The sequence below is a fragment of the Microbacterium sp. NPDC089698 genome (assembly GCF_044749045.1).
In the GTDB taxonomy this organism is placed as follows: domain Bacteria; phylum Actinomycetota; class Actinomycetes; order Actinomycetales; family Microbacteriaceae; genus Microbacterium.
The window spans coordinates 256,657-282,933 of record NZ_JBIVHE010000005.1 but is presented as its reverse complement, the minus strand read 5'-3'; the positions used below and the strand labels follow the sequence as shown (position 1 = coordinate 282,933).

Sequence of the window (26,277 nt, the reverse complement as noted above, 5' to 3'; positions counted from 1 at the left end):
CGGGAACTCCGCCAGCAAGTTCGATGGCGGAGTGCACGCGCAAGACGTCAGCTCACCCGGGAGTACCTCGTCAGGCCGTTACGTGGATTCCTCGAGGACAGGCACAGCGGCGGGCGTCAGCGCTGTCGGTATGGCGCAGATCCCGTCGTCACAGTAGGTGGTCGTTGCGTCGGCCGATGTCGGGCTTGGGCCGGTCATGCGCGGCTTGCCTCGCCGAAGGCACGGAGGAATTGCTCGACGGGCTGTGCTCCCGAGAGCCCCCAGGTGTCGTTGATGACGTAGAACGGGACCCCACGGGCGCCGAGCTGCTGTGCACGGGCGATGTCTTCGGCGACTGCTGCCTCATGCCGCCTGCTGGTTAGCACATCTCTGGCGGTATCGGGATCGAGGCCGGCTTCGGCGCCGATTGCGAGGAGCTCGTCGAGGTGCCCGATGTGCCGACCTTCACCGAAGTACGCCTCGAACAGCCGCTGGGTGAGTTCCGGACGCCGGCCAAGCGTTCCCGCGTGATGGAGTAGCTGGAGCGCTTGCCAGGAGTTGGTCGGCTGGGTGCGGTCCGGGTCGTAAGGCAGGCCCTCGTCGGTGATCAGCTGCGCGAGCTGCGCTTTGATCTGTGCCATGCGCGCGGGGTCCATGCCGTGACTGCGGATGTGCTCGTCACGGTCGATGTCCACGGGAGCTTCCGGGGAGAGCTGGAACGAGTGGTGGACTACGTCGACGGGTGCCGGGTGCTGCTCGATCGCGGTTCGTAGTCGCGCGCTCGAGATGTAGCACCAGATGCATTGCACGTCGGACCAGACGTCGACGCGGACGGGGGTCATGGCGGTCATCGGTTGTTCTCCGTTCCGGGGAGCTTCTGCTCGGTGTCGTGGAAGATGAGTTCGGTGTTGAGGGTGATCGCGACGCGGGTGCCGTTCGCTGCCGCTTCGCTGACTTGCGTGGCTGGGTGGGCGACGTTCCCTGCCGCCCACACTCCCGGCACGTTCGTGTGACCGCTGGCGTCGACGACGACTGCCGTGCCCATCGGCGACTCGCTAGTTGTCAGGCCAAGTCCCTCTAGCCCATCCAGACGCGCCCTCGTGAAGGTGGGGACGACGAGTACGTCCAATGGCATTGTCGTGCCGTCCGCGAACCGCACGCCGGCGAGTCGATCGGCGACGACGTCGAGTCCGATCACCGTCCTGGTGTCCACGGTGATGTTCGCGGCGGCGAGTTTGGCGTGGTCGGCGTCGGGAAACTCGAGTCCTTGCGGCAGGAAGGTGACGTCGTCTGTCCACTGGCGGAACATCATTGCCTGCAGTGCCGACATCGGACCGGTTGCTAGCAACGCGATCCGCTGATCCCGGATCTCCCACCCGTGACAGTACGGGCAGTGGATCGCGTCGCGTCCCCACCGGTCGGCGAGGCCGGGAATCTCGGGCAGCAGGTCCCTGGTTCCGGTGGCGATCACGAGCTGGCGGGCGTGCAGGCGGTCGCCGGCATCGGTGACGACTCGGAACCCATTCTCGTCGGCGTAGGCTTCGACGACTCGCCCGTCCACGACGCGTGCACCATAGGAGCGGACTTCGCCGCGTCCGGTGCGTAGCAATTCGAGAGGGTTCACACCCTCCAGCCCGAGAAGCCCGTGAGCGCCATCGGCGAATGAGTTGCGTGGCTCTCCGTTGTCGATGACGACGACGCTCCGTCGGGCCCGAACGAGATTCAATGCGGCTGCGAGACCAGCGGACCCGCCGCCGACGACGGCGATTTCGACGTGTGCAGAGTTGTCTGTGCCGGTGGTCATGCTGCTATCTCGCTTCCGATGGTGTCGGTGGTGGGGGAAACGGCGGTCCGGGGCGTACGGAGGAACAATGCCAGCGCGATCCCAACGACGCTGATCGCAGCGCCGACGCCGAAGGCGGAAGCGACGCCCTCAGCGAGCGCCGGTGGCATCGTTGGCGCTCCGGCCGTGGCCGCCGTGGTGGCGACGGTGAGCAGTGTGATGAAAAGGGCGGTGCCGGCAGCGCCGGAGACCTGCTGCAGGGTGTTCACGATAGCGCTGGCGTGCGGGTAGAGGCGCGGCGGCACCGACCCGAGCGCGGTGGTCATCAGCGGTGTCATCATGAACGCTGCCCCGGCACTCATGAGCATGTGCATGGCGATCACAAGACCCGTTGGGGTGTCGACGCTGAGTCTGGAGAACGCGAACATTGCGCCGGATACGATCACCGCGCCGGGGAGGACGAGTGCGCGGGGCCCGACCCGGTCGTAGGCCATGCCAATGAAGGGGGCGAGCACGCCGGACAGCACGCCGCCTGGAAGAAGCATGAGACCCGCGATGTGCGCTGGCTCGCCAAGTACCTGCTGAATGTAGAGGGGCAGCAGAATCAAAGATCCGAACAGCGAGGTCGAGACCACGATGATGGTGATCGTCGAGATGGTGAACAGCCGTTCCCGGAACACGCGGACGTCGAGCAGCACACGGTCGGTGTTGCGGAGGGCGATCTGTCGCAGCACGAGCGCGGCCAGCGCGATGACGCCGACGGCGATGGGGATCAACAGGGGAACTCCGCCCTTGGATCCTGTCTGCTCGCCGACACTCGCAAGTCCGAATATCACGCTGGAGAAGCCGATGGCGGACAGTAGTACGGAGAGAGCGTCGAATCGCGCGGGCACCGTGGGAGTGACGTTGCGAAGCCAGATCGCTCCGGCCGCCACGGCGACAGCGGCGACGGGAAACACGAGGACGAAGATCCACTGCCATCCAAGTGAGGACACGATGACACCCGATACTGTCGGTCCGAGTGCGGGCGCGGCCGCCGTTACGACGGTGACCAGGCCCATCGTGCGTCCGCGTCTGTCGGGTGCGACGAGCTGCATCACGGTGGTGAACAACAGCGGGAGCATGATCGAGGTCCCCATTGCTTGAACGATCCGGGCGACGAGTAGTACCTCGAACGTCGGAGCGAAGGCCGCGATCGCCGCTCCCACGGCGAACAGACCCATCCCCGCGAAGAACGTGCCTCGCAGCGGGAAGCGTTGCAACAAGAAGCCCGTGATCGGGATGGACACCGCCATCGTCAGCATGAACGCGGTGGTGAGCCATTGTGCTGACGCAGCGGAGACTTCGAAGGCATCCATGATGTGTGGGATCGCGACCCCCATGGAGGTCTCGCTGAGGACGACGACGAACGCCGAGATGAGAAGCAGGGCTATGGCGGGTCCGGTGCGGAACCTGACGGTAGCGGCGTCCGTGTGCGCCGAGACGGTGATCATGAAGTCTCCTGGAACTAGGTATGCAGATGGTACTGAGTACCATCTAGGTACAGCGTGCTAACCTAGCATCATGACCTGGTATTCCACGACCACGTCGCCGCAACCCGACCTAAGGGAGCGGCGCCGCCTCGAGCTGGAGCGGCTCATCGCCTTCGCGGCGATCGACCTGTTCGAGCGGAACGGCATCGCCGCCACGACCGTGGAGGACATCGCCGCGGCCGCAGGAATCTCCCGGACGACGTTCTTCCGGCACTGCGCGACCAAGGAGTCCGCGGTGCTGATTGACGAAGCCGGACTCGAACGCGAACTCGTCGCCGCCGCCACCCTTGTGTCCGCGCACAGCGCACTGCGTGAGCTCGAGCAGGCATGGGAGGCGATGACATCGGGCGTCGAAGAAGACCCGGAAGGACTGGACCGGTTCCTGCGGGTCCGCCGCCTGATGCGCGACAACCCTTCCTTGCTCGCTGCCGGTCTGGAATGCGACGCCAGACTGACGCAGCACATAGCCGACGCGCTCGTCGAAGGCCCCGGTCTCGTGCCGCTGGATGCCGCTGCGGTTGCGGAAAGCTTCGCCCTCGGCATGCGGCTCAGCTTCGACGAACTGGTCCGGAAAGTCGACCGGAATCCGGGAGCACGCCCACCAGTGCTCAACGAGGTCTACGGTGACGTGCGAGCGGCGCTGCAGCGCGCAAACCGAGGAGCAGCGAAGTGAGTGGAGACTTCGATGAGGCGTACTGGGAAGCGCACTGGCAGAACGCCGCCAACCGTCGCCCTACGTCTCTGCCTGCCCACCCCGCATTGATGACCGAACTCGCGGGTCTGCAGCCTGGCGAGGCCTTCGAAGCCGGGTCCGGTGAAGGGGCCGAGGCGATATGGCTCACCGCTCACGGCTGGAATGTCACCGCCGCCGACATCTCCCCGGAAGCGATCACACGCGCCGAGAGGCGAGCAGGCGCAGACATCGTCTCCTGGATCGAAGCAGACCTGTCCACTTGGGAACCGCCCCGCCAGTACGACCTCGTCACCACGTTCTACGCCCACCCCGCAATGCCGCAGAACGCGTTCTACGAGCGTATCTCCCACTGGGTCGCACCCAGCGGGACCCTCCTCATCGTGGGACACCATCACGAGCACGGACACGCTCACGCGCACCACCAACAGGCCGTCACAGCACCAGACGAGATACGCGCCCTCCTCGCCCCCGACCACTGGGAAGTGCACACGGCCGAGATCCGCGAACGAGCCATTGGCCCCGAGAACGGGCACGGTACGACCCTCCGCGATGTCGTCGTCCGAGCACGACGAATCCACCACCGCTGACACGCCCGCCAAAGCGACGCTGCGCCGTTCAGATACGGCGCAGCCATTGGACCTCGACCGGCGTCATGCCGGTGAGCCCGATCCAACGAACACGAACCGCAAGTCTTCGTGGGCGATGCCCTTTCCGCTACCGCGCCATCCAACAGCCCCCAGCAATCAGCCGATCGGCTTCAGCAGGTCTGCCGGGTCGACGCCGAGACGTTCCGCGAGCTGTGCGAGCGTCTTGAGCGTGACGTTCTGTTCGGCGCGTTCGATGGATCCCACATATGCACGGTGCATGTCGACCTCGTGAGCGAGGCCCTCCTGTGACAAGCCGCGCTCGAGCCGGATGCGGTGAATGTGCACCGCTAAGCGGCGGAGAATCTCGTCGGAACCGGGCACATATCAACGCTCTCGGCTCCGTCCAACCGCGTCCACCGGTCATAGGCGTCATATGCTAGCGATCACTAGCAAGTGCAAACTTCTGATCGCATCCGGGGGGGGACCATGACTGAGACAGAGCACCAACGGAATATCCGAAAGACCTGGGAAGCTACAGAGCAGGCGGCCCGTGAAGCGGCACGAACCGCCGACTGGCAGCAACAGAGCGCCCTCCAGCAGCAGCGCACTGCCAGAGCCGCGGAAGAGGCGGCAGCCATGCAGAGGGAGGCGCGCGATCTCCAGGAGCAAGTTCTCCACGAGCAGCGTCACGCGACCTTCGCGATGTGGAGGCAGACGCCCGACGGGCAGGCATTCAACAATTGGACTGTGAACGCGCTGCAGCTCGTGGACGAGTACGACCGGAACACCTCGGACTTCGATGCCGCCTGGTCAGCTGCCCGTGAACGAGCCCAGGAAGCCATCACGGCCAGCGAGCGACAGCAACATGAGCGAGATGTATACGTACCGGGGCGTCCGCCGATGACTGGGCACCACGACACGACGCTGTACCTGGCCGGTACAGCACTCATCGCGGTCGCCGTCGTGATCCTCGTCATCATGGGCATCGGCGCCCTCTTCAACGGTGGTACGCCCTGGTTCGGACTCGAGTGGGTTCTCGTTCCGTTCGGTCTGGGATTGACCCTCCTCGTGTGCGGCAAAGTCGTGGCAGCCCGGCATCCAGAGTGGGCCGACGAGAGCCGAGCGACGATGCGAGCGCTCGAGGATTGGAAGAAAGCGAACGCGCACGCCAGGACAGCGTCAGCGGAAAGCCGCCTCGAACGCTTCGGATTCGACCCGCTGGCAGAGCCCGACAGGTCGCCTGCCCCGTGGACAACCGACCCTCATCCAGGGCCCTGGATGTATGGCTTCGTCCACGCGGCGATGACCGCGCTGCCTGCCGCCCATGAACTGCCTCCACTCCCCCATGCGACCGTCAGGGATCCCGACACCGAACCGGTTCCTGAGCTTCGCGACGAGCTCCGACGGATGTCGCGCGCGAGCTGAAGCGGTGTTGGTCGTGCCGACCACGGACGTGTCTGCCTGCCCCTTCACATCGGTGAGCGCGAGCGACTGAGCGGTAGCGCCGCCACGACCACTCGAGTTCGCCCGCTCGCGTCCATCGGCGGGGCCGCCGCCTGCCCGGCCCAGCGCGGCCCGGCAAAACAGGGCCTGGCCCAGCACCATGTGGGCCGGGTTTTGCCTTACTCTCGACTGGGGACACGACCCCGAAAAGGGGGTCTGTCCGGCGGCCCAGTTCCCCGGAACATACACGTAGGCAGAAAAAAGAGAATTGAGATTCGTGAAAAACACGCTAATCAATTCAAGTTCTCTATACGTATATACCTATTCCTACCTACCTACAGGGTGAACCCCCGACTTCCCAGTCGGGAGTAGGGCAAGACCCGGCCCAGCAGCGCCGGGCCGCGCTGGGCCGACCCTAGAAAACACTGGGATCGCAGCCGGGCCGGGCGCTGGGCCGGCTGGGCCACAGTTCATGAAGCACGCACGCGCGGCGTTCGGAGCCCCTAACACCCGGCTGCGGGACCCGTCGCAGTCCCCGGGCGAGGCGGTAGTGCGCCTGGTTCCATCGCACCTGCTCCCGGCCACACCCCTCGACATGCACGTAGAGCTCAGCTCTATGGCTGTTCGGTCGAAGTAAGGACCTGATGCCACGCTTCGCCAAGTGTCTGAACCTGGTCTTGCTCCTGCATCGCCCGTGTGTAGCGACTCATGAGCATGCGCCGCTGATCCTCCGTCGCACCGACATCGGCGAGGAACCTCGTGATCGAGATCGACGGGTGGAAGATCAGTAGTCTGGGCTCCTTCAGCTCCGGTGGCGCGAATGGGTTGGATGCGACTTGCTCGGCAACCTCGGGCCGTTGAGCGAGGACAGCGAGCACGTCCTGCGGCACGGATCGGTTGTTCGCGAGGGACTGCAGAACACGAAAGTCATCATCCGCCGCCAGAATGCGTGCGATGTCAGGCTCTAGATCGTCAGCACCGGCAAGCGTCCAACGATCCGGGATGCTCCCAGAGATAGCGACGTCCCTGCGGCCCGGCCCGTCTACTGGGGCCGGTGGATCGGTTCTGATCTGTCGTCCTTCAGACCTGTCGCTCATGAGAGGAAGATACAGCGCCATGCTCCTTGGGTGGGCTCCGTGCATGGTGCAGTCGGCCCAGTCCGCCACTCGGAGGCTCCGCCGTTCGGATTCAGCGAGTTGGGGCCCGGGTCTGTTACTCAAGACCGCGGCGAACCGATAGTCCGTCAGCGTGAGGTGCGGGCTCATCCAAAGGGTTGTGGTCGTCGACTGCCCCGGGCCGCCAACGAGCCCGGTGTCCTTGATCCGGAGCATCAGAGCGTAACGGAAGATCCGCAGCCCAGGAGTGTCCTCCATGTACGCGCTGGCGAGCTTCGTCGATGTCGTCTTGGCGTACACAACGACTTTCTTGCGCGTCAGCGGCTACGGTGAGCTCATCGCGAATCCGCAGCCTGTGCCGGCTCCGATACCGTGCTCGCTCACTCGACATGGCGCCGGTGGGCAACGCACAACGACGATCGCGAGCTGAACGCCCGTGGCTGGCCGGCCTACGAGCTTGCTTGCACGAGGGGGAAGGATCAGAGCCAGTCGTGTTCGCGGGCGTAGCGGGCGGCGTCGTGGCGGGTTGACGTCTGGGTCTTCTGCATGGCGTTCGAGAGATAGTTGCGGACGGTGCCATGCGCAAGGTGCAGTCGGCGTGCGATGTCGGTGACGGCATAGCCCTTGCCCGTCTCACGGAGCACGTCGAGTTCGCGTTCGGTCAGCGGGCAGTCGTCGGTCATTGCAAGGGCGGCGATGCCGGGGTCGATCCAGCGTTGCCCTCGCGCGACGGTTTGGATGATCTCGGCGATGAGTTCCGGGTCGGATGCTTTGCTGAGGAAGCCGAGCACTCCGGCTTTCAGCGCTCTGCGCAGAACACCGGGCCTGGCATGGCGGGTGAGGAGCACGATGATCTGATCCGGGTCGCCTTCGCGGATCTGAGCGACGGCTTGGAGACCGTCCATGGTGGGCATGTCGAGATCCATGACGACGACATCGGGCTGGTGTTCCCGGGTCAGCCGGACGGCTTCGACGCCGTTGGCGGCTTCCGCGACGACCGCGATGTTTCCGTTGAGCGGCAGGAGCGCGGCGAGAGCCGAACGGATGAGCTGCTCGTCGTCCGCCAAGAGGACGGTTACCGGTTGCGCACTCATCGGTCGTGCTCGCTCGTTGAGACGATCGGATCCGGCGCGGGGACCGTGGCCGTCGTGCGAAAAATGCCGGCCTCGCGAGCGACCTCTAGCGTTCCGCCGATCTCCTCCAGGCGGCTACGGAGGGTGCTCAGGCCGCCCAGCGAAGGAAGCGGTCCGGTCCCGGCGCCGTCGTTGACGATCTCGATGCGATGGCCGTCGATCGTGATCGTCGCGCGTGTACTGTTCGAGTGCCGAAGGATGTTCGTCGTTGTTTCGCGCAGGACTTGGGCGAGAAGCGTGCTTTCCAAGCCCTTCACCTGATCGAGCATTGCGAACGTCACGGCGATTCCGGCGGCCTCGAGAAGGTTCTTCGCGTTCTCCGCCTCCGCCGGGACGTTGAGGCGGCGCTGGGCGTGGACGAGATCCTGCGTGCGGGCGATGGTGTCGGCGATAAGGTGCTGGACCTCGTCGAGTTCCTTCTTCGCCGCGATCGGGTCGGCATCCGTGATCTGCTTCGCGAGCGCGGTCTTGAGCTTGATCACGTGGAGCGTGTGCCCTTGGATGTCGTGCAGATCGCTCGCGAAGCGGATGCGCTCCCGTGCGACGGCGAGCTCAGCCTCAGCCTGCTTCGCGCGCTCCAGCGCCAGGAGGATGCTGGAGTATCGCTCGACGAGGGCCATGACGGCGCAGACGAGCAGCGTCGTCGCGACGGGGATCAAGAGATAGTTCTCCGCGGCGAGAATCGTGAACGGCCGGCCGATGAAGACCAGCGAACCGAGCGCTGCCGCGACCACGGAGAGTCCAAGCGTCGCGATGAAGCGATGACGAGGCAGCCGGGTGACGATCATCGCGCCGCCCAAGGACAGGGCGAATACGCCCAGGGGGCTGCCGCCGAGCGCCGCGCTGAGTCCCCAGCTCGCACCAGAGAGAATCGCGACCAGAACGCTGCCGTCGGGAAGACCGTCGGGCGTCCACTGCCGGAGCAGGAGCAGAGGCGCGAACAGGCCCAGGGCAACGAGCACTCCATCCCACCACGAAGTGGCGGTCACGGCCACGGCCAGGGTCCCGATGGGGACGACCGCGACCGTGACCGTGAGGATCGTCACGTGCCGGATCCTCTGACGGGTTCCAGAACCCGTCAGAGGGCGGCCCTCCTGCGTCGACTGTTCGATTCCCCCATGCTAGGCGGCGTTCTCACGCTTCTTGATGGCGGACCCGAGCCCAGTAGCAGCAAGTGTGGCAACCACCTCGATGCCGAGGACGAGGAAACCGATCCAGTCGTGCTGGATGATGAACTCCTGCCAACCATCCGGCAGGAACCCGATGATGTTGGGGTTACTGCGGCTAAGAAGCAGGATGAACGCGCTGGGGACGCCGACGACGGCGACGGCGATGAGAATGCCTCTGAGAATCTTCATGCCTCGAGCATTGCCGTGACCGATCGGCGGCAGTAGTGACGCTGTGTCACATCCTTCTGTGACATGGCGGCTCTGACTCGGCCGCTCGAGAACCTGTGAGATGAGAGCATGAATCCCGTCATCAAGCTCGATCGGCTCTCCGTGCGCTACGGCCGCTTCCAAGCAGTGCGCGATGTCTCCCTGAACGTCTTACAAGGAGAGCTGTACGCCCTGCTCGGCGGAAACGGAGCCGGCAAGACCTCCACCCTCGAAACGATCGAGGGGCACCGCGCCGCCGACGGCGGTTCCGTTCGCGTGCTCGGAGAGGATCCCCGGCATCGTCGCGCGGTACGTCCGCGAACAGGGATCATGCTTCAGAATGGCGGATTCTCCCCCGAGCTGAGCGCCAGGGAGTCCGTCGAGCTTTTCGGCGCGCTCTCCGGCCGGAAGGACGACGCCTCGCGAGTCCTGGACGCCGTAGGCCTCGGCCATCGCGCCCGCACCCAAGTATCCCAGCTCTCCGGCGGCGAGCAACGACGTCTCGATTTCGCCACCGCAATCTGGGGAGCACCGGAGCTGATCATCCTCGATGAGCCCACGACCGGGCTCGATGTGAACGCCCGCGACGATCTCTGGTCCGTCGTGGACGAACTGCGGTCGGAGGGAACGACGTTCATGCTGACCACCCACTACCTCGAGGAAGCGCAGCAGCACGCGGACCGCATCGGCCTGATGCATGGTGGGCGACTGCGGTCGGAAGGAACCGTCCACGAGATCACGAGTGCACTCCCCGCACGCATCTCCTTCACCCTCGCCGCCGGAGACCCAGCCCCATCGGGAGCGGAGCAGACGCTCGACGGTGCGTTCGTCATCCGCACCACGCACTTGCAGACCACGCTGCACGGGCTACTGGGCTGGGCCTCCGACAACGACGTGGAACTGCACGCGTTGGAAGCCGGATCGCCTCGCCTGGACGATGTGCTCCGTTCGATCGCCGAAGAAGATACCGGCAGAGAAAAGGAGACACGATGACTTTCACGGTCGCTGCAAGCGAGTTGAAGCAGATCATTCGGAACAGGTCTGTGCTGGTCAGCGCGACCTTGATCCCACTCGGGACGAGCGCTCTGTTGATCTTCGGTCGTGACGCCTTTCGACACTTCCCCGCCGGGGTCGGTTTCGCGGTCGGATCGATGATGGTGTCGATATCGGTCCTCGGGCTCTACGTGACCGCAGTCACGACGCTCACGGCCAGGCGGCAGACGCTCTTCCTCAAGAGACTGCGGTCGACCGCGGCGAGCGACGCGAGCATCCTCGCCGGACTCGTCGCCCCGCCCGTGGCGATCAGCGCACTCCAACTGATCGTCGTGCTCGGTGTGCTGTCTGCCGTCTCGGCCGGCCCCGCCGACCCTCTCCTGCTCGTGATCTCAGGTGCGCTGCTGATCGCTCTTATGCTCGCCCTTGCCCTTGCGACAGCCGGAGTGACGCGGTCCCCTGAGCACGCACAAGTCACTACGCTGCCGCTGACTCTCGGGCCCATCGGGCTGGCGATGTGGATCGGTCTCACCAGCGCGGACTCCGCACCACTCGTCAAGGCACTCCTCCCCTCGGGCGCCTCGACCCAGCTCAGCATCAACGCGTGGAACGGTGGCACCGCGCTCGGAGAGAACCTCCTGCTGACCCTGCCGACACTCGGATGGATCGCGGCAGCGCTGATCATGGCGAAGATCACCTTCCATTGGGAACCGCGACGTTGACACACGCCATACGGGTCCCGCCGCGAGCCGCCGTCGAAAGCCCTGCGAGCGTCGTACGAGCCCGGTCCCTCACAGGCTTGAGTCGTGCAATGCCGGAACAGAACTGGAGACTGGCACTCGGGTGTGAAGTCAGGAGCGATACCTCGCGAGGCATCGATGCGCCTCACTCCTGCTCTTCGTGTAACAGGGCACTGTCGCCCCACGACACTGATACAGCTGGCTGATTCCGAATAGCCATGCAAGACAGCGTCTCTCTTGAGCCGCAAGGCGAACATCGTGTCGCCGAGATCGAGCTCCTCCAGAATGCGAAGCGCAGCAGTGCGAGCAGTCAGCTTGTTCCGCTCAGCGAGCGTCTTTCGAGGTTCGGAAGCCATGAAAGGCTCATGCGCGGTTCATGTGCCCCCTCGCCTTGCGCGGTCGACACCGCGCACTCCGGACGGGGCTCGTGTTCACCTCTTCCGGTATCGCGGGCATGACGGCCACACACGGGCTCCCGCGGGCGCAGGTACTCGTCCCGTTCGTGGAGCTTCGCTCCGATGGCAGCGCGCAAGGACAGTGCTGCGACACGCCATGCTCCTTGTCAGCATCGACGGACCACAGATCACCCGACCCTGCCCCTTACCCTCTTCCAAGTCTTCGGGTACCTGCTTTTCGTTCTGTCCGGGCTCCTCACCCTCCGAGTCCTCTTCGACGTCTTCCGCGCCCGCTAATGAGACTGATTCACGCAGAACTCAGGTTGAGCGTCCACTCCCCGCCCGCGCGCAGGCTCGCCCCCGGCCATAGCGCAAACGGTGGTGATCACTACTTCGTGATCGCATCCGCCGTACAGAGCTGCGCCCGACAATGATGACAACTGCTGCAGCCGACGCTGTGGCGCTGCGCGTCAGAAGACGCTTCGCATCATCCGATGTCAGCGGCCCTTTGGCGCTCCTGCTATTCCCCCTAGAAGGACCCTGGCGCCTTCGCGGCTCGATCCAGTGGTTTGGTGCGGACACTACCCCTAGCAGCCGCCCGCGCCAACCTGAAAGCAGCGCACACAGTGGGCTTCTCGGAGGCCACCCGGGATCAAGACAAGACCACGCAGCACGAGACCGGATTACACACAAGTCGGAACCCCACGAGGCACCAAGTCAGTGGCTCACCCGAGTCGATGTGAGCAACCAACAGTGTTCCAACAATGACGGCCGCGTTCGGTGCGAGCGGCGGTTGCAGGAGCTACTCACCACTCGAGGCAGGTCGGCGCCGACTGCAATCCGGCCGCAACACAGGGCGATCTTCCCCGCCAGCCGTGAGTCGTTCGACGCAAGTCCTCGCATCCTGTGTGCCCAGTTTGCTTAGACATAGCCCTTCCCGAGGAGCGCCGGCACGCGCACTGTGGACCTCGGCCGCTTCTTGCGCTGTAGTTTCACGGGAGCAGGTCGTGGCTTCGGTCCGTTCGGTGGAGCGGCGCGATTCTCAGAGGCCCCTCGAGCGTCCGCATCACGGCGCTGAGGTCGAGATGCATGGCGACCGCCAGCCTCGCGACAGTGAAAAGCCCGGGATCGACGGTGCGACCGTCCTCGATCGCCTGGATGCTGGATGCTGACACTCCTGATCGTCGGGAGAGTTCAGATCGCGAAATTTTTAGCACATCTTCCCGCTGATGCCTCAGTGCATCTTTTACGAGGCGCGAGCGATCTATCAAGGGAAACTGTGACTTGGGCGCCCGACCAACCATGAATCCGAATCTATCATTTCTTTATCCAAGAGACATACCACCGTGTGCTAACCTTGAGACATGGCTGGAAGGCATCTTCGCGACATGATCGCTGCATACGGCGAGCGTGACGACTTGAAGTTTCGCCGGGCTGCTCAGGCGATCATTCAAGAGGAAGAAGCCAAGCGCCACACGGTTCTTGCACGCGAGCTTCGTACAGTACTCGCCGCGAACGGTGGCATCGGCTCGAATGACGCCCCCCCGATGCCTGACCTGCCGACCGACCGGGACAGCTCGCTTCCTCTCGCACGCGTGTCGCAAGCAGACCGCTACCTTGGGGACCTAGTCCTCGCCGAGGACACCCGCGACGCTCTAGAGCGAGTCGTCAATGAGGTTCGCCACTGGCCAACACTTGACCGCGCGGGACTGCCGAGGCGGAATCGCATCCTCCTGTCGGGACCTCCAGGATGCGGGAAGACGTCAGCCGCAGCAGCCATCGCTCATGAGCTGAGTCGGCCCCTCGTGACAGCCCGCGTCGAAGGGCTCATCTCAAGCTACCTTGGCGAAACCGCCGCGAACCTGGCCAACTTGTTCGCTTTCGTCTCCACGGGCGCCTACGTGCTGTTCTTGGACGAGTTCGACAGCCTAGGAAAGATGCGAGAGGACACGTCAGACCACGGAGAGCTCCGCAGAGTCGTCAACGCCGTGTTGCAGCAGATCGATGCATACTCCGGGCCGTCATTGATCATCGCAGCAACAAACCACTCCCACGTTCTCGACTCTGCCCTATGGCGCCGATTCGATTCAGTCGTCGAACTCGGGCTCCCAACCGAAGGCCAGGTCACAGAACTCCTCACCCGTCGCCTTCTCGGAAACGGACTTGAACACGTCGCTTCGTTTGTTCCGCACCTTGCGGGACTGCCGCACGCCGCCACCGAGTTCTTCGCAGATTCCGCAAAACGTCATGCCCTGCTTGAAGATCGAACGCAGATCAAAGCCGCCGACATCGAGTTCGCCGCCAACGAGGTCACCAGCCGGCCCTGGAGCTAGTCGACACGGACTTTGAGTTCGCTATGCCTAGGCACCTCCGGTCGATATAGTCGCCTCGTGGCCGATCATCTGAAGCTGACAACGCTCGATCCGATGCGAAGCAAGCGCGTCAACGTCAATTTCGACCCCGGTGCACCCAAACCGGACCGTGGAGCACGAGCCACAACGCTCCGTGGCATCCTGGAAGGACTGGCATCCTCCCACCTCTTTCCTGCGCTTGGCGACGCCGGCGAGATCATCGAACCCGAGGAGTCCGAGTCAGGCATTAGTGAGCTCGTCCTCAAGTTCACGGGCACCCAGCCTTTCGACAACAGCGCCTTTAAGGGCCTTGGGCTCGTGCCTCTGGCAGTCACTGACGACAAGCGGTACTTCGCCCTAACCGATCATGATGCTCGGTCGGCCCTCGCCCGCCTCATTGGCCGCTACTCCCAACCCGAGGACTCACTCGACGGCATCGCCAAGAATCTCCAGAATGAGTTGGCGAAGGTCGATGGGATTGACCTCTATGGGAGAGAAGATCGACTCGCGCCCGGGCTTCAACCGCCCAGCAATGACGATGTTGTCGAGGTGGACGTCGCCCTGTGGCCAACCTCGCTGGAGCACCGGACAGGTCAGCAGCAGGGAACCGAACGCGTCGCACGGATCATCTCCCTCCTCGAGTCGCACACAGATCGTAACCCGCTCGTTCGACTGCTCGCGCACGACAGTCGAGACCCAGACAGGCTCACCGTTCACGTGGCCATAGACGCAATAGCGTTCGAAGAGCTCGCTGACCACCACCTGATCGAGAGAATCCGAGGTCCTCTTACTGCTCGGGTGACGCACGAGACCCTGCTGCAAACGCGGCTTCCCGCAGACCCGCTGCTTCCCGAGGGCGAACCGATCGGGATCATCGACGACCTAGTCGTCGATGCCAACCCCTGGCTCAGGGATGTCATCGTCGAGCAGAGAACTTTTCCCGACGAAGTGACATTGGGCGAGCACACCCGTCATGGCACTGAAGTGGCGAGTGTCGCCGCGTGGGGCGATGTCCGATCACTACTTGACCCAGAGTTCGATGGGCAGCCGTTCCCCCTTTATGTTGCCCGTGTCGCTCAGGCGAATGATCGATTCGAAGCGCAGATACACGGCGACACAGCGGATCAACTTTCGGCAGCATTGGACTGGTTGGCAGAGCATCGTGTGCGGATCGTCGTACTCGCCCTCGGAGAGACATATGCGGATCCGGGCCCGCTGACATCAGACCTGTCCGCGCTCATCGACACGAAAGCCCAGCAACATGGCATGGTCATCGTCACCAGCGCAGGAAACATCGAATACGAGCAGGTCGAGGATGTCAAGAGCTATCTTGATGCCCTCCGTGATGATTCAGCCCGCGTCGCTGCGCCGGGAACAGCAGCACTGTCAGTCACAGCAACGGCGATAGCTGAGGACGACACAATCGATCGCAGTCGAAACCCTCATGCAGTCGCATTGGCAAGAGCCGGCCACCACGCGCCCTATGCACGCACGGGCCCCGTCCGTGGCTCGAAAGCCGCGGGGCGTCAGAAGCCCGAGTTCTCCGCCAACGGAGGCAACTGGGCGATCGATACGGCGACCGACAACCTGGTGACCGACTCGGCGGAACTTGCTGTCACGACGTTGATCCCTCCGGTGAACGGGCGGCTCTTTGGCGCGTCGACGGGAACAAGTCTTGCAGCACCCCGGGTTGCCCATGAACTAGCGAAGATTGCGACGCGCTATCCGGACGCCAGCGCAAACCTGCTTCGCGCGCTCCTGGCACTCAGCGGGTCACGCAAGTACCGAAAGAAGGATCGGAAGACGCCGTTCCTCTCTTCTGCGTACGGTGTCCCCGCGGGAGACGATGTCCTCGAGAGCTCAGGGACCCGAGTGATCTTCACCTTTGAAGGCTCGATGTCCACGAATAGCCACGCTGTCTTGGAGATCCCGATTCCCGAACTGTTCGCCACAGGCAGTTCGGCACGCGAGATTTCGATCGCGCTCGCATTCGACCCTCCTGTGAGGCGAAGTCGCAAGGACTACATCGCCGGCAACATGGAGTTTGTTTTCGTTCAGCGCCAGGATCTAGCAGCCATCAAGGAGGCGTTCGCTCGGCAACCACGGAAGAGCGAACGGGACGAGAACCCGGATCTTGTCGTCATCAAAGCCATCTCTGGCCGCGCAATGGAACCGCCCAAGACGACCTTTCTCAGTGACACGCTCATGCGTCGGACCTACTACAGCCCAAGTGGCGGGTGGGACCCCAATGATGAGGACTACTTCCTCGTTATCACTCACGAGCACAGCCGTTGGACGGACCGTCAGAAGAAACAGTACACAGAGCAGTCCTTCGCGGTCGCGGTCGAGATCCGGGACCATGATCGTCTCGACATCGATCTGTACACGGAGGCCCAGGCACGACTGGTCGACCGTGCTCGCAGCCGAAACACCCGAAGCCAATGACTCACAAGCATCGCGACCTCAAGTGGGCTGAGACCGAGGCGGATGCAGGCCCCTGCGACGAGTCCATCCTTGCTGGAAACAGGTTCGAGGTCAGTGGCCTCGTTGCGAAGGCAGCGGTGATTGAGGGCCATTGCCCATATTGCCGCGGCGACGTACGGATCACGAAGCCGTTGCGCCTCCTTCCTGCTAGCGGGCAGAGCCCCACCGGACAGGCCATCTCGCGCCGCTCAATCGACGTGACCGTGAGATGCAGTTGCGCGCACCCTCATGAAGGATGTCCATCAGGCGAGGTCGGCTGCGGTCGATCCTGGGTTGCCACAGGAGTGAGATGAGCAAGTGGCGCTCGGGGGGCAGTAGGCCCGCAAATCAGGCTGAGATTGACGAGGCCGACGATCTCCGCGCGATTGCCCGAGCCCAGTTGCCGATCATCCGCGTCGCTGCAACAAACTGGCGAAATGGCGTGGGGCTTGGTGGGGTTCTCGCTCTGGTCATGACCTCAGCAACTGGCCCAGAAGCCCTGAAACAGCTGGGCGCGCAAGCGAAGTACGACACCGCCTGGCTACTGGGACTCGGTGCCCTAGTCACGTTCGTCTCGCTCGCACTCGCGATGTATGCGTCTTTTGGATGGCCTACACCTGCGAAGATCGGCACAACCGGCGGGCTTCGCGCCTGGGAGGCCAAGTCCGTGGTCATCGCGTCATGGTGCCTGACCGTCTCAATGATCCTCGCAGCAGCAGCGCTCGTTGTCCTTGGCGCTGGCGTAGCAGTAATGGTCTTCGGTGTGCCCTGGCCTTGGCCCTTCCCTGGTTGGGACGCTATCTAGTCGGATTTCCAGCGGCCGGAACTCCCGGTTGTGGTATCAGGCGGTAGCGCGGCTGACCGAACGCATGACAACACGCGACGGGGCACCGACCGAGTCTAAGGTTCACGAGGTCAGCGACTCATCCACGGGCAGAGCACGCCCTTCGCGACACGTGCGCCAACAGTTTGCGACTCGTTGCCCTCCGGATCGAGAACCGGCGTAACTCGACCGCGCCGTCGAAGTCTCATTAGTACAGGTCGCGTGTCATCGCGCCTCCCCGTCGAGCGCTGCATGCACCGTTCGAGCAGCGAGATGCCACGACCAGCAGAACTAGACCGGAGGAAGAAATGAGTAACTGGCCAAACTGGATGGGAGACCTGCCCACGTGGCTGACCACTCTCGCAATCGGGTTCGCAGCGCTCTCATACGTCGCGGATCGTCGAGGTCGGGCCGACGAGAAGGAACGTGAGTCAAAGGCTCAGGCGCGAAACCTCTCCGCCTGGGCGGTGACAGATGTCGAAGCCGACCCACGGGTGTACGGCGTGATCCTGGACAACGCATCGGACTCAACCTTTCACAACGTCAAGACCTGGGCGACGTTCCATAACAAGGCGACGCGGCGCCTGATCGAGCTCGTCATGCTCCCGCCCGGCCAGCACTTCGTATGGTTCGATCTAGGCGGCTCGAACGAGCTTCCTGCGAACGCGCGGACGAGGATCGATGAGCGCGATAGTGCCCGAGCAAGTCCAACCGTCAGACGCCGCACCTCAATGCCAGCTGCGTGCTCGCCACGGTCGTCAACCCGTTATTCATCGTCCCGCCGGACGACGATCCCGATCGCAATGGCAACCAGCATCCACAGGCAGCCGGCCAGGCTGGTGAAGACTGCAAGGCCGTACAAGCAGACGAAGATGATCGCTCGAAGATCATCTCGTACAGCGATCGCGAGCAGCGTTGGGAAATCAACGATGTGGAGGACCAAGAGCACGCCGATGGAACATGCTCCAAGGACCGCCAACACAAGCTTGAGCACGGGCCAGATGCGAACGTCTCGAGTCATGCTCTTTACATGCGCGGCGTCTGATGTCGAGTCGTTTCAAGGTTGAGCGTGAGGCCGCCAAGCAGGCGGCCCGTGGCGAGTCGTCACGAACCGCACGGGAAGTGCGTCCGCCGTACGCCGTAACCCCCAAGGATCTCAATAAAGCAATCGACAGGGCGGTAGCCGCGTTCTCGAAGGAGATGGAGGCACAGCGTAAGGCTACACCTAGCCCAAAACTCACTCGGGGCGAGAAGGTGATGCGTGGTGTAACCGTCGCTGCAGCCGTATTCAGCGCGCTCGCTCTCGCAGGCGTAGTCCAGGCGTATGTAGCAAACGAACGGGACAACTTGGCTACGTCGTTTACGTCGACCATCGCCCCATGCGCAAGCCTGAGCGGACAGCTACCAAACGTGAACGTTACGACAGCCAGCAACTTCATGGACCTTGTTGTCACGAATAGGGGACGGCAACCGATCACAATTGTCCAGGTCTCGGACGGCTCCAAAACGCCCCAGCGCTTCGTCACCTTCAAGCTGACAGATCCGAGTTCGTCCCAAGTTGACGTACCAGTCGAGATCGCGGTCGGGCAAGCCGTCGGGGTCCGGTTTCAGGTATCGGGCTCGGTTTTGCGCCTACCACTCAAAGCCATCACAAGCGATGGGCGCGAGGTGGAACTGCAGCCAGTCAACACCGAAGCCTCCAACCGCGAGCGCCCCGCTCCGGTCCAGGCCGTGTTCGAAAAGCTGCCCAGATGCGACGCCTCATCATCGAGCCCCACTGCGACAGCCAGATGACTCTGTATCCGAGAGGTCACGATTTTCTGTCGATCAGCGTCACAAGCTCGCCACCTGCAACCCAAAGCGAGCCATGTCGCATGCTCGTGATTGGCTCGGCAAGTCGAGGATCTCGGGGGATACATCGTGACATGGAAACCTTCGTTTTGGGCGAGGCTCTTCCGGCGAGCTGATAGCTGGGAGCTGGAGATTGATCGGATCTGGTTTCAGATTTCAATCCAGAGGACCACTCTCGCCGCTTCTGTCGAAGCGACACGACGCATGGAAGTCGAACGAGGGTGGCTGTGGACGACTGTCGTCATCGCAATCCCCGGCAATGGAGACGTCGAACTCTGCGGCATGCGTCACCGGGACTTTGACGAGCTTCGTCAACTGTCCGCGCTGGCAAACGCCGAGCTAGACCGGCTGAACCAACTCGGGCGTTGGTACGAGCAAGCGGGTGCGACGATACGTCTGTGGTGGGACGATGTGCGTGCTGACTGGATCGCCCCGCAGCATCGATGGATACCGCTTGAGACGCTTCGCGGGTGGCAGCATGCCAAGCCAGTTTTGGATCCGGGATTCCTTGTCGGAGCCTAGGAACCCCTCATTCAAGAGTTCCTAGCTCGGATCCCGCAGCCAACCCACGCCGTGATCAACGCCTGGCAGAACATGGACCTCGCTCGGGAAGTCGAGTCGCGCAACGAGTCATTTCTTGCGAGAGAACGTGGAGAACTCGCCGAGTACTTCAACACGGTCGAGAAGTCGCCGCTGACAGATGACCAGATCGACGCCGTCGTTCGCTACGACAACCGGGTCCGTGTGATCGCTGCAGCTGGCTCGAGTAAGACCTCGACGATGGTGGCGCGAGCCAGCTGCACGCTCAAGCGCGAGATCGCTCCGCCGACGCAGATCCTCATGCTGGCCTTCAACAAGAAAGCCGCTGCCGAACTCGACGAGCGAGCTCGCGCACGACTCGGCGAACAAGCTACCGGCATCACCGCGCGAACGTTCCATCGGTTCGGTCTTGACGTGACTGGCGCCGCAACAGGCAAGAAGCCCATGGTCGCGCCCGACGTCGCCGACGGGACGGGCCGACTCCGTGGGATCGTCGACGTATTGCGTGACACCGATGTTCAGTTCCGGCGCTGCTGGGATCTCTTCCGGCTTGTGTACGCAACCGAGCTTCCCACTCTCGGCGACGCTGAGGAGCACGAGGACTGGGACCGGAAAACGAAAAAGACCGGGTTCAGAACCCTGGCCGGCGAGATTGTGAATAGCAAGGAAGAACGCCTCCTTGCAAACTGGCTGTTCTATCAGGGCGTCCGCTACGAGTACGAGCGCCCCTACGAACACGACACCGCCGACTCCACCCACCGGCAATACTGTCCGGACTTCTACTACCCTGACATCGACACCTACCACGAGCGCTGGGCGATCGGCGCGAATGGTCAACCGCCGCCCCATTTCCAGGGCTATCCCGACGGCATGGTGTGGAAGAAGAAGACTCACGCTCGCCATGCAACGACCTTGCTCGAGACGACGTCGGCTTCAGTGCGCAACGGCACAGCTTTCGAGTACCTCGCTCGAGAGCTGACGAGCCGAGGAATCGTGCTGGACGAAAACCCGGTGAGCTCGCCGAGGATCTCACCGAACTCCCCGTCGTCGTCGCGCTCGGGCACACCGACAATGCTGGCCAGTTCGCGGACCGACAGAACAAGGCGCCGATAGAATCCTTGCGACCTCGGTCGGCAGGGGTTGCTAGCGCTCTACCTGATCACTGAGCGACTGGTGTCGGACTGTTGTGGTTCTGTTGAATCGTGCTGGAAGAAGCGGATGGGTTCGACGACGCCGTGGCGGAGCGCGCTCAGGTGACCGGCGCTCCCGTTTCAGACGCTCCTGAGTCCGACTCGCGTCTTCCGTCGGGAAGTCATGCCGCGGCAGTTGTCCCCCGCGACATGGCGCAACGTTGGTCATCGACGTTGGCAGGGTCCGTCTTCTCGAGGCTGCCATGGCTCGGAGCAGAGCAGCTGCATGCGTCGCTCCCAGCGAAGCTGTTCCAGAGCATCAAAGGTGCGGAGTCGCTGTTGTCGTATTCGAAAGGCGTCTCGGCAGCGATTGCCGCGTCTAACGAGATCGGCGGGCTCGGCCAAGCAACGGGTGCCGCATCGGTTCTGTCCGGGTTGATGCCTTCAACGAGGCTGTGGCAGTCGGCCGTCCTGGGTTCGCTGAGTACCCGCTGGGCAAACGTGCTTCCGCCCACGGGCGTGCTTGACTCGACGGGAGCCACATCCGCCCTGGCTACGTGGATGAGCGTGCAGTCGGAGCGGACTGTCATCGATGTACTAGGCGCATCGATGACAGTCAACGTCGGCGCGCAGGCTGCAGCGGTCGCTGCTGTCGAGCGTCTGTACACCGGACTGTTTAGTCAGTTGGACTGGGTTGCAGACCTCACCAGTGGCCTGAGACTCGCGCGCATCCACCTGCCACCGAACTGGCGTCTCGTCGATCTCGAGCCCAAAGACATCGAGGATCAGGTCCGCACCATCCTCGAGGAAGGCATCCCGCTAGCGTGGGTGCCGTCAGGCCGGGTTATAGAAAGTCTGCTGAATGCGGGCGATGCCGCCACGAGACGCCGCGTCATCGCAAGCAACCACAAAGGAATCCTGACAGGTTGTGAGGAGGTCCTTACTCGGATCGCCACCAAGCCGGCCCTGTTCTACGTGGACATGGCACGCAAAGCGATCCTCGCGCTCCGTGACGGTCATGTCGAGGCAGCACAGTCACTCGCCACGAACGTGCTGGATACGCTCGTGAACCAGCATTCAATGGACGCTCTCGGCGTTGCCCCCGGCGTCATGATGAACGCGAGCTCGTACGAGAAGTTCAAGAAGCGAAGCTGGAGGCTCACGCTTGCGGTGCACCCGGTCACGACGATCATGCGCGGCCGATTTACGGTTCACGATCGCCCCGGCGGCTACCGGCGCAACGCCACATCGCACGCGATCACCCGCCACCAGTACAACCGCATCAACGCTGTACTGGCGATCATGAACGCGACGTCGTTGCTGGCCTGCTTCGTGCGCGACACCCCGGCATTCGACCTAGATCGCCAGCCCCGCAAGTGACTCACCGGCGGGTCAACCGCGAGTGCGTGTCGACGTCAGGCTGCACCGTGGCACTCCCCAGCAGCCGGCGTACATGCGAGCGATGGCCCCATTGTGCCTCGGCTCGCCGCCCGGGCGATCATCTGTTTTCCGCGAGACCGGCGTGCAGGACTGGTGCCGCGCTTGAGGCTGGGGTCTTTGCGCGCCCTGAGCAAAACCAAGTCGGCAATCGAGTTGTCGATAGTTGGCGGCGGGTGCACGACCCTCGGATGGAGACAGCACGATGGACGATCGCTACTGGTCGACGCCTCGCGGGCTGCATGCCTCGCACCGCTACCGGCGTAGGACCTCACTTTTCGTCAGCACAGAGCTTCTACCTCCGAGCAAGCGAACGATGAGGGCAGTCAAAGCCCGTGCCCGAGCGAAACTCGAGGCGGCATTCGCGTCATCTGGCAAGTATTCGTACCTGTACCCGCGAGCTCGATGGCCGAAGCCTCGCGCGGCGATCGCCCTGGACATCGCACTGCACGGCGATCGCACGAACGCACCCCGCGTTGACACGATCTGCAAGTGGCTTCTCGATGAGCTCAACGGGCATGTGTACCGCGATGACCGCCAGGTGAAGCTGCTGTTCGCACACGCGGACAGAAAAGACCCCAAGGCAGAAGCAGCCAACTACGCATCGGAAACACGTAACTCTCGCTCTGAGTCGACAGTTGCTGATGACGGCTGGGCCATGCCCTCAAGCGACGCCGCGCCACGGGCCGATGCAGGCGAACCGGCGACGCAGCTCCCGACGCTGTACGTGCAAGCTCGAACACGCGCCAACGTGTTCGCAGCGATACGGGCCCTGTCCGAGCTGCCGCACACCATGGACCTGATCGACGACGATGACGACTACAAGTACTGGAATCCCTATGTTGCGACCTACCATGGCTCACGCAGAGACCTCGTCGAGTATCGGGAACGGTTGCAGGCAAGCCACCCTCCCGACCTGGAAGAGATCACCCGCGTCGAGCGCCAACTGGACTACCAGGACCAGGCATACGAGCAGCGCGTGGCGGACGTCCTCCTCTCCGCGCTCTTCACGCTGCTCCCTGTGCAGGGACAATACGTTTGGAGCCTCCTGCGCGACCGGCTGAGAGCCGCGCCATACGTCTTCGACCTCGGCGCACTGCCCGAAGCCGGCAGAAGCCACGCGTTCAAACAGAACCTCCGCCAGCTCCTAGACGAACGCCGAAACAGGTACCCGGAGCTGTTCCCCATGCGAGCCAAGAGCGGAATCTCCATGGTGGTCTTCGAAGGTGGCGACCACGGCAAAGATCTCGACAATCTCATCCGCACTGTCCTGCCAGATATCCTCGACGTTCTCCGTCCCCCGCGGACCGACCGACCAGGATGGGTCGCCACCGCGCCCGACATCGAATCAACCTACCCAGACATCCCCTTCATCGAGGTCGCTGCCATCCCAGCCAAAGACGCCGACCCGCCACCAGGAACCGTCGTCTTCGGCCTGTCAGGAGGCCATCGATACCAAAGCTGGTGGGCGAAGGCAGAGTCGGATCTGGAGAGACAACTCGAACACCTCATCGAGCGGGACTAGCAGTTCACTGCCAGGGCTGACGCCACGCTCACCCGCGCATTGGCCCATCGCGTGGCCCGGATGGTCGTCGTGCGAGCATCAGAACGTCGATGCCCGGCTACGCCGCAGCCTCTGTTCAGGCGCCGACGTTCGCCGGAGCCCTCGGGCGTTGACGCTGGGCCGCGAAGAACCATCCGACCAAGGCAAGTGGTACGAAAGCAGCAGTCAGCACGACCATAGACACCATCAGGAACACCGACCACGCACAACGCACCAATGCTCGCAAGGGCTGGAAGATCAGCCAGCGAGTGATCCCCTCCAGACCGAACCGACGAAGAACAAGGTGGAGGATTCCGCCTCCTGCCGCGACGGCGATGGCGATCCCTGAGGCCCTGGCGATCAGCCCCCACCAACTTGAAGCGACGCCAAAGATCGGCCCCTGCTGACAGGCGATAAGAAGCAGAATCCAGACCGTAGCCGCACCCCGAGATCCAAAGAAGTGGCCAGCTTCGTCGGCGAATTTGCCGGCTACCCAACCTCGTCCGAGCACGATCGCAGCAGTGATCCCGACCCACAGCACAGCCACCAGAAGGCAGACGACCTGCAGCTCGTGGGACTTCGCTGCGAGAAATGCTGGAGCGTCAACGGTCATCCACCGAGCTACCGCGGCAAGACCGATGAACTGGGCAAACCCTCCGAGGAGGGCGGACGGACGTTCTCCTTTGTCGATCGCGGTGACTACGAGGATCGCGGCGATGCTCGCGCAAGCCATCATCACGAGATCGCCCTCCTCGCGCAGCTTCTTCAACAAGTCCGTGGCATCGCTCAGAACACTCATCGCTCGCCCTCCGTCTGCAGCAGGTGTTGACTCGATGATTGCGGTCACGACCGCGACAACGCCACCTTCGTGCTCGGCGCGGCGCGAACGCCGCCAACTGCCGCAAGGACCACCGCTGTATTCCCATGCAGCGGTAACCGCGAAAAGGAGGCATCCGGCTGCCTCTCGATCACTCGCGAAGGAGGTCCCAGTTGACTCGCGTCCGGATATCTGCCTTGGATCGAGCAGCCACGCTGCCCTGATGATCTGATCTCACCGAGCATCCGGGCCACAGTCGTGGAATCCTCCCCTCCCTTGCTGCTCACGGTGCACCGCGGCTGCACGCCGCGCATGTGGTGGCCATGGATCTCTTCACCTTTACCGCTTCCCTATCCGAGCACGCCCGCGAGTAGGTTCGTATCGCTTGCCTCGAGCGAAACGTCACCCATCCGAAGCTCGCCGTTAGGCCCAGCGCACCCGAAGAGCTGTGCCTGGTCGTGACTCCTCAGAGGCATGCCAGCCTGCAGGACCTTCTGGATCTTGAGGAGGATCTGGAAGCCATCTTCGCGATCCCGATGACCGTCGTGTCCGCAAACTCGGTGAACGGCGTGCTCCTCGCGCAGGCGGCGGTCTCCCTGTGACCGACCAACCCCGCGAATCCCGAACGCAACGTTTCGCCGCCCGTACAAACAGCGCCCCAATCGAATCGCTGTCGACGACCCCAGCCGACCAGAAGCTAGCGAGGCAGCTGCGACAAATCGATGAGCTCTTCGACATCATCGAAGGCATCGCCTCTCAAGGGCCTGCTCGCTTCTTTCGGGACGACACGTACCTCCCTCAAGCCGCCTTCGGCACGCTCATCCAGTTAGGAGAGGTCGTCAAATCGCTCCCCTCGACGTACCGAGACGCACGCCCGTCTGTGAACTACCGCGCGATGATCAGGTTACGTGACAAGCTCGCACATGCTGATCCGTGGGACGTCGACTGGAACGTGTTGTGGGTGACGATCAGCAAGCGGATCCCTGCTGATCGAGGCACACACGACGCCGCCCTCCTCTCGGAGAGCGAGGTGTAGCCCCGACCCGCCGACATCCAGCCTCGGCCGCGGCGCAATGAAGTTCGCGTCCTGGTCGGGCGACGGCTCCGTGCGCCCATCCGGAAGAATCGCGATGACGCATCGATGAATCCGATCGCAATCGGACTCGGCTCGAGCGAGGGCCTCTCGGGCGCACGGTCGAAGCATGTTTCGGACCTGCTTGATGCTCGGTCCGCAGCGCGACATAGGTGCTTTGGCCGGTTGTGAACAGTGCCAGCGCTCCGACCAACGAGATTGCCCCCAGCCATGTGTTGAGGCCGGTGGACAGCGCGGGCTCGCTGAGATCCCACCAGTGGCGTTGAGTGGCGGTGTAGCCGATCGCCACTGGGATCCAGGCGATCAAGATTCCGCGCTGCACCTCGGTTCCTTTGACGTAGTCGGCCTTGTCTAGGCGAGAGAGCCGAAATGCCCTCACCTCGGCGATGATCGAGACCAAGATCATGGCCGCCGACACCGCGGCAAGCGGAGCCCAGTTACGTGGTCCCTTGCCGTCGA

The 26,277-nt window shown here is 63.3% G+C and carries 25 protein-coding genes; 15 read left to right on the top strand and 10 right to left on the bottom strand.

The window, feature by feature from the left end:
* Positions 1-194 precede the first annotated feature (194 nt).
* The 3 genes from ACIPY5_RS15115 to ACIPY5_RS15105 are packed head-to-tail and all read right to left on the bottom strand — an operon-like array spanning position 195 to position 3,255.
* A complete protein-coding gene (locus ACIPY5_RS15115) occupies positions 195-830 on the bottom strand; it encodes a DsbA family protein (protein WP_400972038.1) in 636 nt (211 codons plus the stop codon).
* Positions 827-1,783, bottom strand: a complete 957-nt coding sequence (locus ACIPY5_RS15110; protein ID WP_400972036.1) for an NAD(P)/FAD-dependent oxidoreductase — start codon at positions 1,781-1,783, stop codon at positions 827-829. Before ACIPY5_RS15110 ends, ACIPY5_RS15115 begins: the two co-directional genes overlap by 4 nt.
* Positions 1,780-3,255, bottom strand: a complete 1,476-nt coding sequence (locus ACIPY5_RS15105) for a DHA2 family efflux MFS transporter permease subunit (RefSeq protein ID WP_400972034.1) — start codon at positions 3,253-3,255, stop codon at positions 1,780-1,782. The genes ACIPY5_RS15110 and ACIPY5_RS15105 overlap by 4 nt, the downstream gene beginning before the upstream one ends.
* 70 nt (positions 3,256-3,325) lie before the next feature.
* Between ACIPY5_RS15105 and ACIPY5_RS15100 the strand changes: the two genes are divergently transcribed.
* Both ACIPY5_RS15100 and ACIPY5_RS15095 read left to right on the top strand, forming a co-directional pair.
* Positions 3,326-3,967, top strand: a complete 642-nt coding sequence (locus ACIPY5_RS15100; RefSeq protein WP_400972032.1) for a TetR/AcrR family transcriptional regulator — start codon at positions 3,326-3,328, stop codon at positions 3,965-3,967.
* A complete protein-coding gene (locus ACIPY5_RS15095; RefSeq protein WP_400972030.1) occupies positions 3,964-4,575 on the top strand; it encodes a class I SAM-dependent methyltransferase in 612 nt (203 codons plus the stop codon). The genes ACIPY5_RS15100 and ACIPY5_RS15095 overlap by 4 nt, the downstream gene beginning before the upstream one ends.
* Positions 4,576-4,731: 156 nt before the next feature.
* On the opposite strand, the gene ACIPY5_RS15090 is transcribed toward ACIPY5_RS15095, so the two are convergent.
* On the bottom strand, positions 4,732-4,956 hold the full coding sequence (locus tag ACIPY5_RS15090) for a helix-turn-helix domain-containing protein (RefSeq protein ID WP_400972028.1): 225 nt from the start codon (positions 4,954-4,956) through the stop codon (positions 4,732-4,734).
* Between the two features lie 105 nt (positions 4,957-5,061).
* Here ACIPY5_RS15090 and ACIPY5_RS15085 point away from each other — a divergent pair, with 105 nt between their 5' ends.
* Positions 5,062-6,000 (top strand): hypothetical protein, encoded by a 939-nt coding sequence (locus tag ACIPY5_RS15085; RefSeq protein WP_400972026.1) that lies wholly within the window; start codon positions 5,062-5,064, stop codon positions 5,998-6,000.
* 632 nt (positions 6,001-6,632) lie between these two features.
* Here the strand turns inward: ACIPY5_RS15085 and ACIPY5_RS15080 are convergent.
* From ACIPY5_RS15080 to ACIPY5_RS15065, 4 genes are all read right to left on the bottom strand, one after another.
* A complete protein-coding gene (locus ACIPY5_RS15080) occupies positions 6,633-7,433 on the bottom strand; it encodes a hypothetical protein (protein ID WP_400972024.1) in 801 nt (266 codons plus the stop codon).
* 179 nt (positions 7,434-7,612) lie between these two features.
* Complete coding sequence (locus ACIPY5_RS15075) at positions 7,613-8,227, bottom strand: response regulator (protein ID WP_400972022.1); 615 nt, start codon at positions 8,225-8,227, stop codon at positions 7,613-7,615.
* Positions 8,224-9,312 carry a sensor histidine kinase gene (locus ACIPY5_RS15070; protein ID WP_400972020.1) on the bottom strand — a complete coding sequence of 363 codons (1,089 nt, stop codon included), beginning with the start codon at positions 9,310-9,312 and terminating at the stop codon, positions 8,224-8,226. The genes ACIPY5_RS15075 and ACIPY5_RS15070 overlap by 4 nt, the downstream gene beginning before the upstream one ends.
* Before the next feature lie 75 nt (positions 9,313-9,387).
* A complete protein-coding gene (locus ACIPY5_RS15065; protein ID WP_400972017.1) occupies positions 9,388-9,624 on the bottom strand; it encodes a hypothetical protein in 237 nt (78 codons plus the stop codon).
* A 108-nt stretch (positions 9,625-9,732) separates the two neighbouring features.
* Here ACIPY5_RS15065 and ACIPY5_RS15060 point away from each other — a divergent pair, with 108 nt between their 5' ends.
* Complete coding sequence (locus ACIPY5_RS15060; protein ID WP_400972015.1) at positions 9,733-10,635, top strand: ABC transporter ATP-binding protein; 903 nt, start codon at positions 9,733-9,735, stop codon at positions 10,633-10,635.
* A 161-nt stretch (positions 10,636-10,796) separates the two neighbouring features.
* Positions 10,797-11,357, top strand: a complete 561-nt coding sequence (locus ACIPY5_RS15055) for an ABC transporter permease (RefSeq protein ID WP_400972013.1) — start codon at positions 10,797-10,799, stop codon at positions 11,355-11,357.
* Positions 11,358-12,762: 1,405 nt separating this feature from the next.
* On the opposite strand, the gene ACIPY5_RS15050 is transcribed toward ACIPY5_RS15055, so the two are convergent.
* Entirely contained in the window at positions 12,763-13,074 is a 312-nt protein-coding gene (locus tag ACIPY5_RS15050) for a helix-turn-helix domain-containing protein (protein WP_400972011.1), read from the bottom strand.
* Between the two features lie 84 nt (positions 13,075-13,158).
* Here ACIPY5_RS15050 and ACIPY5_RS15045 point away from each other — a divergent pair, with 84 nt between their 5' ends.
* The 8 genes from ACIPY5_RS15045 to ACIPY5_RS15010 all read left to right on the top strand — a co-directional run bounded on the left by ACIPY5_RS15045 (position 13,159) and on the right by ACIPY5_RS15010 (position 23,890).
* The gene (locus tag ACIPY5_RS15045) at positions 13,159-14,103 is read left to right on the top strand and encodes an AAA family ATPase (protein WP_400972009.1); all 945 of its coding nucleotides are present in this window, start codon (positions 13,159-13,161) and stop codon (positions 14,101-14,103) included.
* 57 nt (positions 14,104-14,160) lie between these two features.
* Positions 14,161-16,566, top strand: a complete 2,406-nt coding sequence (locus ACIPY5_RS15040) for a S8 family serine peptidase (RefSeq protein ID WP_400972007.1) — start codon at positions 14,161-14,163, stop codon at positions 16,564-16,566.
* 328 nt (positions 16,567-16,894) lie between these two features.
* Positions 16,895-17,389 carry a hypothetical protein gene (locus tag ACIPY5_RS15035; protein ID WP_400972005.1) on the top strand — a complete coding sequence of 165 codons (495 nt, stop codon included), beginning with the start codon at positions 16,895-16,897 and terminating at the stop codon, positions 17,387-17,389.
* A 760-nt stretch (positions 17,390-18,149) separates the two neighbouring features.
* On the top strand, positions 18,150-18,452 hold the full coding sequence (locus ACIPY5_RS15030) for a hypothetical protein (RefSeq protein WP_400972003.1): 303 nt from the start codon (positions 18,150-18,152) through the stop codon (positions 18,450-18,452).
* A gap of 875 nt (positions 18,453-19,327) precedes the next feature.
* Positions 19,328-19,780 (top strand): hypothetical protein, encoded by a 453-nt coding sequence (locus ACIPY5_RS15025; RefSeq protein WP_400972001.1) that lies wholly within the window; start codon positions 19,328-19,330, stop codon positions 19,778-19,780.
* Positions 19,781-19,831: 51 nt separating this feature from the next.
* Complete coding sequence (locus ACIPY5_RS15020; protein ID WP_400971999.1) at positions 19,832-20,911, top strand: UvrD-helicase domain-containing protein; 1,080 nt, start codon at positions 19,832-19,834, stop codon at positions 20,909-20,911.
* A gap of 89 nt (positions 20,912-21,000) precedes the next feature.
* Entirely contained in the window at positions 21,001-22,308 is a 1,308-nt protein-coding gene (locus tag ACIPY5_RS15015) for a hypothetical protein (RefSeq protein ID WP_400971997.1), read from the top strand.
* A gap of 598 nt (positions 22,309-22,906) precedes the next feature.
* Positions 22,907-23,890 (top strand): hypothetical protein, encoded by a 984-nt coding sequence (locus tag ACIPY5_RS15010; RefSeq protein ID WP_400971996.1) that lies wholly within the window; start codon positions 22,907-22,909, stop codon positions 23,888-23,890.
* 115 nt (positions 23,891-24,005) lie between these two features.
* On the opposite strand, the gene ACIPY5_RS15005 is transcribed toward ACIPY5_RS15010, so the two are convergent.
* Positions 24,006-24,707, bottom strand: a complete 702-nt coding sequence (locus ACIPY5_RS15005) for a hypothetical protein (protein WP_400971994.1) — start codon at positions 24,705-24,707, stop codon at positions 24,006-24,008.
* A gap of 476 nt (positions 24,708-25,183) precedes the next feature.
* Here ACIPY5_RS15005 and ACIPY5_RS15000 point away from each other — a divergent pair, with 476 nt between their 5' ends.
* Positions 25,184-25,327, top strand: coding sequence for a hypothetical protein (locus ACIPY5_RS15000; protein WP_400971992.1), 144 nt, complete (start codon positions 25,184-25,186; stop codon positions 25,325-25,327).
* Complete coding sequence (locus ACIPY5_RS14995; protein WP_400971990.1) at positions 25,324-25,761, top strand: DUF86 domain-containing protein; 438 nt, start codon at positions 25,324-25,326, stop codon at positions 25,759-25,761. Before ACIPY5_RS15000 ends, ACIPY5_RS14995 begins: the two co-directional genes overlap by 4 nt.
* Positions 25,762-26,277: the final 516 nt, after the last annotated feature.

Bases quoted from the DNA above. Each gene is read 5' to 3' on its own strand.
- ACIPY5_RS15005 (WP_400971994.1), bottom strand. From the start codon at position 24,707: ATGAGTGTTCTGAGCGATGCCACGGACTTGTTGAAGAAGCTGCGCGAG.
- ACIPY5_RS15085 (WP_400972026.1), top strand. From the start codon at position 5,062: ATGACTGAGACAGAGCACCAACGGAATATCCGAAAGACCTGGGAAGCT.
- ACIPY5_RS15100 (WP_400972032.1), top strand. From the start codon at position 3,326: ATGACCTGGTATTCCACGACCACGTCGCCGCAACCCGACCTAAGGGAG.
- ACIPY5_RS15055 (WP_400972013.1), top strand. From the start codon at position 10,797: ATGGTGTCGATATCGGTCCTCGGGCTCTACGTGACCGCAGTCACGACG.
- ACIPY5_RS15045 (WP_400972009.1), top strand. From the start codon at position 13,159: ATGATCGCTGCATACGGCGAGCGTGACGACTTGAAGTTTCGCCGGGCT.
- ACIPY5_RS15105 (WP_400972034.1), bottom strand. From the start codon at position 3,255: ATGATCACCGTCTCGGCGCACACGGACGCCGCTACCGTCAGGTTCCGC.
- ACIPY5_RS15035 (WP_400972005.1), top strand. From the start codon at position 16,895: ATGAGCAAGTGGCGCTCGGGGGGCAGTAGGCCCGCAAATCAGGCTGAG.
- ACIPY5_RS15075 (WP_400972022.1), bottom strand. From the start codon at position 8,227: ATGAGTGCGCAACCGGTAACCGTCCTCTTGGCGGACGACGAGCAGCTC.
- ACIPY5_RS15110 (WP_400972036.1), bottom strand. From the start codon at position 1,783: ATGACCACCGGCACAGACAACTCTGCACACGTCGAAATCGCCGTCGTC.
- ACIPY5_RS15115 (WP_400972038.1), bottom strand. From the start codon at position 830: ATGACCGCCATGACCCCCGTCCGCGTCGACGTCTGGTCCGACGTGCAA.
- ACIPY5_RS15050 (WP_400972011.1), bottom strand. From the start codon at position 13,074: ATGGTTGGTCGGGCGCCCAAGTCACAGTTTCCCTTGATAGATCGCTCG.
- ACIPY5_RS15065 (WP_400972017.1), bottom strand. From the start codon at position 9,624: ATGAAGATTCTCAGAGGCATTCTCATCGCCGTCGCCGTCGTCGGCGTC.
- ACIPY5_RS15060 (WP_400972015.1), top strand. From the start codon at position 9,733: ATGAATCCCGTCATCAAGCTCGATCGGCTCTCCGTGCGCTACGGCCGC.